The organism is Pseudomonas sp. GXM4, from assembly GCF_008923895.1.
GTDB classification, from domain to species: domain Bacteria; phylum Pseudomonadota; class Gammaproteobacteria; order Pseudomonadales; family Pseudomonadaceae; genus Aquipseudomonas; species Aquipseudomonas atacamensis.
This window is the reverse complement of record NZ_WBRZ01000244.1, coordinates 1-8159: the sequence shown is the minus strand read 5'-3', so window position 1 is coordinate 8159 and position 8159 is coordinate 1. Positions and strand designations below refer to the sequence as shown.

Sequence of the window (8159 nt, the reverse complement as noted above, 5' to 3'; positions counted from 1 at the left end):
AACAAGGGGGGTTATCTGTGGCAGAGGATTTTCTGTGGCGATGGGATTTATCTGTAGTGATGGGATTTATCTGTGGCGAGGGGATTTATCCCCGCTGGCCTGCGCAGCAGGCCCTTTCATTAAAAGCGGGGCCGCTTCGCGGCCAGCGGGGATAAATCCCCTCGCCACAAATGCTGCGTAGAATGGCGTTCTGATTGAAACGTTGAGGTCGCAGTGGTGGATTTACAGCAGGGCTTCGTCCTGACCCGGCATTGGCGCGATACGCCGGCCGGCACCGAAGTCGAGTTCTGGCTGGCAACGGACGCCGGGCCGCGCCGCGTGCGTCTGGCGCATCAGCCATCGGTGGCGTTTATTCCCGCCGCCCAGCGGGAAGCGGCCGAACGGCTGTTGCACGATGAAAAGAATGTGGAGCTGCGACCGTTGGCGCTGCTGGATTTCCAGCATCGTCCGGTGCTCGGTCTGTATTGCCAGCAGCACGGCCAGTTGATGCGCCTCGAAACCGCGCTCAACCGCGCCGGCGTCGACGTCTTTGAAGCCGACGTGCGTCCACCGGAACGCTATCTGATGGAGCGCTTCATCACCGCGCCGGTGCTGTTCGGCGGCACGCCTGATGCTGACGGCGTGCTGATCAACGCCCAACTGAAACCCGACCCCGATTACCGGCCGAAACTGCGCTTGGTCTCACTCGACATCGAGACCACCGAAAACGGCGAGCTGTATTCCATCGCGCTGGAAGGCTGTGGCGAGCGCCAGGTGTACATGCTCGGCGCGCCGAACGGCGACGCCAGCATTGTCGATTTCGACCTCGAGTACTGCGACTCGCGCACGCTCATTCTGAAGAAACTCAACGACTGGTTCGCCCGCCACGACCCTGACGCGATCATTGGCTGGAACGTTGTGCAGTTCGACCTGCGCATCCTTCACGAACACGCGCGGCGTCTTGGCGTGCCGCTGAAGATCGGTCGTGGCGGCGAAGAAATGCAGTGGCGCGAGCACGGCAGCCGCAATCACTACTTCGCCTCGGCAGCGGGGCGGCTGATCATCGATGGCATCGAGTCATTGCGTTCGGCGACCTGGAGTTTTCCCTCGTTCAGCCTGGAAAACGTCGCGCAGACCCTGCTCGGCGAAGGCAAGGCGATCAATAACCCATACCAGCGCATGGACGAGATCAACCGCATGTTCGCCGAGGACAAGCCAGCGCTGGCCAAGTACAACCTCAAGGACTGCGAGCTGGTAACGCGGATCTTCGCCAAGACCGAACTGCTGACGTTTTTGCTTGAACGCGCCAGCGTCACCGGTTTGCCGGCCGACCGCAGCGGCGGTTCCGTCGCCGCGTTCACCCATTTGTACATGCCGTTGATGCATCGCCAAGGCTTTGTTGCACCCAATCTGGGCACCAATCCACCCCAAGCCAGCCCCGGCGGGTTTGTCATGGATTCACGCCCGGGGCTTTACGAATCGGTGTTGGTCCTCGATTACAAAAGCCTCTACCCGTCGATTATCCGCACCTTTCTGATCGACCCGGTGGGGTTGATCGAGGGCCTGCAACACCCGGACGACGCTGACTCGGTAGCGGGTTTTCGTGGCGCACGCTTCTCGCGCACCCGCCATTGCCTGCCGTCCATCGTGGCGCGGGTGGCCGAAGGGCGCGAAACCGCCAAGCGCGAGCACAATGCGCCGCTGTCCCAGGCGTTAAAGATCATCATGAACGCCTTCTACGGCGTGCTCGGCTCCAGCGGTTGCCGTTTTTTCGATACCCGGCTGGCCTCGTCGATCACCTTGCGCGGCCACGAAATCATGTTGCGCACTCGCCAGTTGATCGAAGAACAGGGCCACGCCGTCATTTACGGCGACACCGATTCAACCTTCGTCTGGCTGCGCAGTCTGCACGGTCAGGAAGAAGCAGCGCAGATCGGCCACGCGCTGGTCAAGCACGTCAATGATTGGTGGCGCGCGCATGTGCGTGAGGAATACGGGCTGGAAAGCGCGCTGGAATTGCAGTTCGAGATTCACTACAAGCGCTTTCTGATGCCGACCATTCGCGGCGCCGAGGAGGGCAGCAAGAAGCGCTACGCCGGACTCGTCACCCGCGCCGATGGCAGCGAAGAAATGGTCTACAAAGGCCTGGAAACCGTGCGCACCGACTGGTCGCTGCTGGCGCGGCAGTTTCAGCAAGAACTGTATGAGCGGATCTTCCAGCGCAAGCCGTACCAGGATTACGTCCGCGATTACGTGCGCAAGACCCTCGCCGGCGAGTTCGACGATCGGCTGATCTACCGCAAACGTCTGCGCCGCACTCTCGACGACTACGAACGCAACGTACCGCCGCACGTCCGCGCGGCGCGGCTGGCCGATGACTACAACGCCGAGCAGGGGCGGCCCCGGCAGTATCAGAACGGCGGCTGGATCAGCTACGTCATCACCCTGGCCGGCCCGGAGCCGCTGGAGGTACGCCGCGCCGCCATCGACTACGACCACTACATCACTCGGCAGCTGCAACCGGTGGCGGATGCGATTCTGCCGTTTGTCGACGACGACTTCTCAACCCTGATCGGTGGGCAACTGGGCCTGTTTTGAATCGAGCAATTGCAGCGTCCATTCATCGAGAATGCCGTGGAAGTAACGCTCCAGCGCCTGGTTGAACAGACTGTCCTCGGCGCTGAACTGGGCGAACAGGGTCATCGAAGAATGAAATTTCAGGTCATCGGGATGGCCAAACATTTCTGCAATCGAGCGCTGTGGCACATTCAGCACCAGTTGCGTGCAGGTGCGCAGCCGCGCCCCGAGCAGTTCGTCGGCCAAGTAGGCCTGGGCTTCTTCGGCTGAACCAATGGCGAAGCGTCGGGCCATTTCGCTGCCGCCCAATCCGGCGAACTGCGGGAAGACGAACCACATCCAGTGGCTGCGCTTGCGGCCCGTTTCGAGTTCACGCTGGACCCGTTCGAACACCGGGTCCTGAGCCTGGACAAAACGTTGCAGGTTGAACGGGTCTTGCAGATCTGTGCTTCTCATGGCGAAGCCCTCGCAGTCGGCAGCTCAGACCATGGCCAGCCGCTGCTTGCGTTGTGGCGCCGGAAACACCTTGTCCAGCGCCGCCAGATCCCCGGCGTCCAGTTGCAGCTGCGCCGCATCGGCATTGAGTTGCACATGCTCGGGGCGCACAGCCTTGGGAATCGCAATCACGCCGTCCTGACGCAGGATCCACGCCAGCGAAACCTGCGCTGGAGTGGCGTTGTGACGGCTGGCAATGTCTTGCAGAACCGGCTCGGCGAGCATCGCGCCGCCCTGGCCGATCGGACAGTACGCCATCAGCGGCAGGCGCTGATGCTGGCACCACGGCAGCAAATCGAATTCGATACCGCGCTCTTCGAGGTTGTACAGCACCTGATTGGTGGCGCAGGCCGAGCTGGAGAGTTCTTCGAGGTCATCGACATCGAAATTCGACACGCCCCAACGACCGATCTTGCCGTCCTCGCGCAGGCGTTCGAAGGCTTCGACGGTTTCCTCTAGCGGATACTGGCCGCGCCAATGCAGCAGATACAGATCGATGTAGTCGGTACCGAGCCGACGCAAACTGCGCTCGCAGGCTTGCGGGATGCCCTCGCGGCTGGCGTTGTGCGGGTAGACCTTGCTGACCAGAAAGACTTGATCGCGCAGACCGGCGATGGCTTCGCCGACCACCGTTTCGGCACCGCCCTCGGCGTACATCTCCGCGGTATCGATCAGGCTCATGCCCAGCTCGATGCCGGTGCGCAGCGCCGCCACTTCACGGCTGTGCGCCGAACGATCCTCGCCCATTCGCCAAGTGCCCTGACCAATCACGGGAACCTGTACGCCTGCCAACTCAAGGGTACGCATTCAAACCTCCTGCCTTAAAGAGTCGATATCTTTAGTGGGCAGCAGGATAGAGCAAGGGTTCCCGTAAGGAAGGGGGAGTCAAGGATGAAACCGGATCAGCTGTGGTCAGGGAATCTTGTGGCGAGGGGATTTGTGGCGAGGGGATTTATCCCCGCTGGGCTGCGAAGCAGCCCCAAAAACCTGCAATAGAACGCTCTCTGATACAACGCGTGTTGCAGGATCGGGGCTGCTTCGCATCCCAACGGGGATGAATCCCCTCGCCACAGGGGGGGCATGGCAGGTTACTTGGCGGAGAACTTGAGGATCACGCTGTGGGCATAAGTCTGCCCCGGATCAAGCCGCGTGCTCGGGAAATCCGGCTGGTTCGGCGAATCTGGGTAGTGCTGGGTCTCGAGGGTGAACGCGCCCCAGTGTGGATAGACCTTGCCGCCCTTGCCCTTGACCGTGCCGTCGAGGAAGTTGCTGGTGTAGAACTGCACGCCCGGCTCGCTGGTGAACAGTTGCAGGACGCGTCCGGATTGCGGGTCGCTGACTTCGGTGGCGAGCTTGCTGACATCGCCCTTGCTGTCCAGTGCCCAGTTGAAATCGAAGCCGCCCTGTTTCGGCTCGGCGAATTTCAGCTGCGGATGATCAGCCTTGATGTGCGTGCCGATCGCCGTCGGTTTGCTGAAGTCCATCGGCGTACCGGCCACAGGCGCCAGCTCCCCGGTCGGGATCAGTTTCGCGGTGACCGGCGTGTAATGGCTGGAGTTGATCATGGCGACTTGCTTGAGAATGTCGCCATTGCCGGCGCCGGCCAGGTTGAAGTAACTGTGGTTGGTCAGGTTGAGCACGGTCGGCTTGTCGGTGCTGGCCTTGTAGTCGATGCGCAGCTCGTTGTTGTCGGTCAGGCGATAGGTGACTTCGGTGGTCAGATTGCCCGGGAAACCCATCTCGCCGTCGGCCGAGAGGTAGGTCAGGGTTACGCCCACCGAATCCTTGTCCTTGGTTTCCCTGGCCTTCCAGACTTTCTTGTCGAAACCTTCGGGGCCGCCGTGCAGGGCGTTGGATTTGTCGTTCTGCGGCACTTGATAGCGTTTGCCATCGATTTCGAAAGCACCTTCGGCCAAACGGTTGCCGAAGCGGCCGATGGTCGCGCCGAAGTACGCGGTGCCTTTCTGATAGCCCTGCACATCGTCAAAACCCAAGACGACGTCGTCGAACTTGCCGTGTTTGTCAGCGACTTTCAGCGCTTGCAGGGTCGCGCCGTAGGTAATCACGGTGGCTTGCATGCCGTGGCTGTTGCGCAGGATGTACTGTTCGACAGGCGTGCCGTCATTGGTTTTGCCGAAAGCTTTGTGTTCAGCAGTCAGGCCCGCCGCGTTGGCGGAAAGGGTAGCGATCATCAGGGACAGTCCGAGGCCGGAGAGCAGGTGACGGGATTGAAGCATGGTTGACCTTCCTTTTTGTTGTTGTTTTGAGAAAACGCAATTAGTCATGCTATTGAATATTTCGCAGAAGATTTATAGCGGATTTACCGTTGTTGGCAAATATAAAGTCCGACTAATTGATGGGTCGCCTATCGCCGAAGGTCGGCTAACCGCCCGGGCACTGCACTTTTTCGCAATCGGCGGCTCTATGCATGGCCAGGATGCGGTGACCCCCGCCGCACAGGAATGTGCCTGTCCGAGACTTCATGCCGAGTGTTATTGCCCTGATCACCGCCGCTCACCGCCGCCCGTGCCTGCTGCTGGCCTGCCTGTTGTCGCTGTTGCTCAGCGGCTGCAGCCACCAGAACGGCAACGGATTTTTCAATCAGATACGAGAAGGGCAGCCGCAGGAATTTCTGCAGACCAGCGTCGACCGCATGGCCACCCTGGCGATGCGCGACAACCTCGACAGCCTCTATCGATTGATGGGCAAGCTCTACCTGCGCAACCCGGAAGAACTGCGCAAATCCGGCTTCCTCACCGTCAACGCCGCCGTGAAACAGGTGCGTCTCGCTGTCGAGCAACAGCAGCCGTTGCCCGTGCTGGGCGGGCGTAAGGACCTGGCGGCGCTGAGCTATGCGATGAGCCCGGAATTCCTCGGCGACCGCGTTGGCGCCTTCATCTATGCGATCGGCAGCATGCTGGTCACCGCCCACGGCAATCGCACCGAGTTCTACATGACCGACGCGATCAACCCGACGTTCGTGCACAACGCCGCGCGCAACATCGAAAAAGCCATGTGGATTTTGTCGCAACGACAAAACAAGGAAGGCCAGCCGTTGCTGTTCTCCAACGAAATCTCGGAGGAGGGCAGCAATCTCAGCTTCGCCACCGAATTCAGCAAAATCGTCGCACGCCTGGATCTGCTCACGCAGATGCTCGATGAACGCTATCGCAGGATCGGCCTGAATTACGCGCAGAGCCTGCTGTTTTTGAATTTCTTGCCGGTGCAGTGAGCCTTGCAGGTTTGCTGTAGCGCCAGGGGCCACTGTGGGAGCGAGCCTGCTCGCGAATGCGTTGCGTCATTCAACTCATCGGTCGGCTGACACCCCCTTCGCGAGCAGGCTCGCTCCCACAGGGAACTGCAGCAAATTCGATATGGCATAACCATAGACCGCATCGATATATGTGGTTATAAGAAAAATCGCTATGCTGCGGGCCAGATTTTCCTGTCGTTTTCTGGACGTTTGAATGGAATTGGCAAATTTCGGCCTGGTGATTGCCGGGCTGGTGGTGGGGTTTATCGTAGGCATGACCGGTGTCGGCGGCGGTTCGTTGATGACGCCGATCCTGCTGTGGTTCGGCATCAACCCGGCGACGGCGGTAGGTACCGACCTGCTGTACGCCGCGATCACCAAATCCAGCGGCGTCCTCGTTCACAGGAAGAACAAGAACATCGACTGGGCCATCACCGGCTGGCTGACCCTCGGCAGTGTGCCGGCCGTGGCCATGACCCTGTGGTTCCTCAGCACCCTGCACACCGCGCCGGACGCGATGAACGCCATCATCAAACAGGCGCTCGGCTTCGTCCTCTTCGCCACCGCCCTGGCAATCTTCTTCAAGAAACGCTTGCTCGAATTCGCCCACAAACGCGCGGGTGGCAACTACAATCCGAGCGGTTCGCGCCTGAATATCATGACGGTGATCACCGGTCTGATCCTCGGCACCATGGTCGCCCTGACCTCGATCGGCGCCGGCGCACTGGGCACCGTCGCCTTGTTCATCCTCTACCCACTGCTGCCAACCCGCCGCCTGGTCGGCACCGAAATCGCCCACGCCGTACCCCTGACCCTCGTCGCCGGCCTCGGCCACGCAAGCATGGGCAACATGGACTGGGGCGTGCTGGGCTTCCTGCTGATGGGCTCGCTGCCCGGCATCTGGCTCGGCAGCCACCTGACCGGACGCATCTCCGACGAAGTCCTGCGCCCGTGCCTGGCGACGATGCTGGTGTTGATTGGTTACAAGTTGGCGTTCTGATTCAGCCTGGAGAAAACACTTCCAATGCAGCGGCCGTAGGGATGTGCCGATGATCGCTTGCGTCATGTTGCGCAAAGCGCTCCCTGACCTAAGCTTCTGACAGGGCAATGCCTTTTTGCCAGACGCCGCCGGAACAATCGCCACGATGCGCAATCAGTAGTGCGTGGATATCAAAAGGAGATGCGCATGCTCATCAGGTCCCTGACCCTGACCCTCTTGCTGGCAATCGCCGGCCCCCTGTTCGCCGCCGACAGCGATTCACCCCTGGCCGGGGACGTGGGCCGCGCCCGCCCGCTGATCGTGATTGCGCAAAGCACCGTCGACCCGGTCTGGCTGAGCCTGAAGAAGTCGCTGGAAGATCCGGCCAACAAAAAGGGCGTCACCGACCGCAACATCAAGGTCTACACCATCCTCAGCATGTCCGGACAGCTCGACGGCAAGGACATGGGCCAGCAGGACACCATGGCCCTGCTGCGTTCGCTGAAGCTCGGTGCCGGCGCTTATCCAAAAGTGTTCCTGGTGGGCAAGGACGGCGAAACCAAGCTCTCCGCCTCGGGTGATGAAGCCAAGGCATTGAGCCTGGCGAAAATCTTCGAAACCATCGACGCCATGCCCATGGCCGAAAAAGAAGCCGCCGCTGCGGCCGCCGCCGCACAAACGCCTGCCGCCACCGAGCCGGAACCGGCCAAAGGCGCGAAGGGCAGCAAACCGGCGAAACCGAGCAAACCGCCGCAGATGCCGGATGATTGATTGCGCGTTGACTGAATGAAGCAAAATCCTTGTGGGAGCTGGCAAACCAGCTCCCACATTTTTTTGTGAAGTGCGCAGTTCAAATGTGGGAGCGAGCCTGCTCGC

Annotated in this window: 7 protein-coding genes; 4 read left to right on the top strand and 3 right to left on the bottom strand. The window is 60.7% G+C overall.

Going from position 1 to position 8159, the window contains the following annotated elements; all coding sequences use genetic code 11:
• Positions 1-216: 216 nt before the first annotated feature.
• Entirely contained in the window at positions 217-2577 is a 2361-nt protein-coding gene (locus tag F8N49_RS22415; protein WP_178117058.1) for a DNA polymerase II, read from the top strand.
• Here F8N49_RS22415 and F8N49_RS22410 read toward each other — a convergent pair.
• From F8N49_RS22410 to F8N49_RS22395, 3 genes are all read right to left on the bottom strand, one after another.
• Complete coding sequence (locus F8N49_RS22410) at positions 2542-3012, bottom strand: DUF1810 domain-containing protein (protein WP_151552647.1); 471 nt, start codon at positions 3010-3012, stop codon at positions 2542-2544. The genes F8N49_RS22415 and F8N49_RS22410 overlap by 36 nt on opposite strands.
• Positions 3013-3036: 24 nt before the next feature.
• Complete coding sequence (locus F8N49_RS22405) at positions 3037-3858, bottom strand: aldo/keto reductase (protein ID WP_151552645.1); 822 nt, start codon at positions 3856-3858, stop codon at positions 3037-3039.
• Positions 3859-4139: 281 nt separating this feature from the next.
• On the bottom strand, positions 4140-5288 hold the full coding sequence (locus F8N49_RS22395; protein WP_151552643.1) for an aldose epimerase family protein: 1149 nt from the start codon (positions 5286-5288) through the stop codon (positions 4140-4142).
• A 245-nt stretch (positions 5289-5533) separates the two neighbouring features.
• Between F8N49_RS22395 and F8N49_RS22390 the strand changes: the two genes are divergently transcribed.
• The 3 genes from F8N49_RS22390 (at position 5534) to F8N49_RS22380 (ending at position 8054) form a co-directional block, all read left to right on the top strand.
• Positions 5534-6283, top strand: coding sequence for a hypothetical protein (locus F8N49_RS22390; RefSeq protein ID WP_151552641.1), 750 nt, complete (start codon positions 5534-5536; stop codon positions 6281-6283).
• Positions 6284-6518: 235 nt separating this feature from the next.
• On the top strand, positions 6519-7304 hold the full coding sequence (locus tag F8N49_RS22385) for a sulfite exporter TauE/SafE family protein (RefSeq protein ID WP_039763409.1): 786 nt from the start codon (positions 6519-6521) through the stop codon (positions 7302-7304).
• Positions 7305-7490: 186 nt separating this feature from the next.
• A complete protein-coding gene (locus F8N49_RS22380; RefSeq protein WP_016775365.1) occupies positions 7491-8054 on the top strand; it encodes a DUF4174 domain-containing protein in 564 nt (187 codons plus the stop codon).
• Positions 8055-8159: the final 105 nt, after the last annotated feature.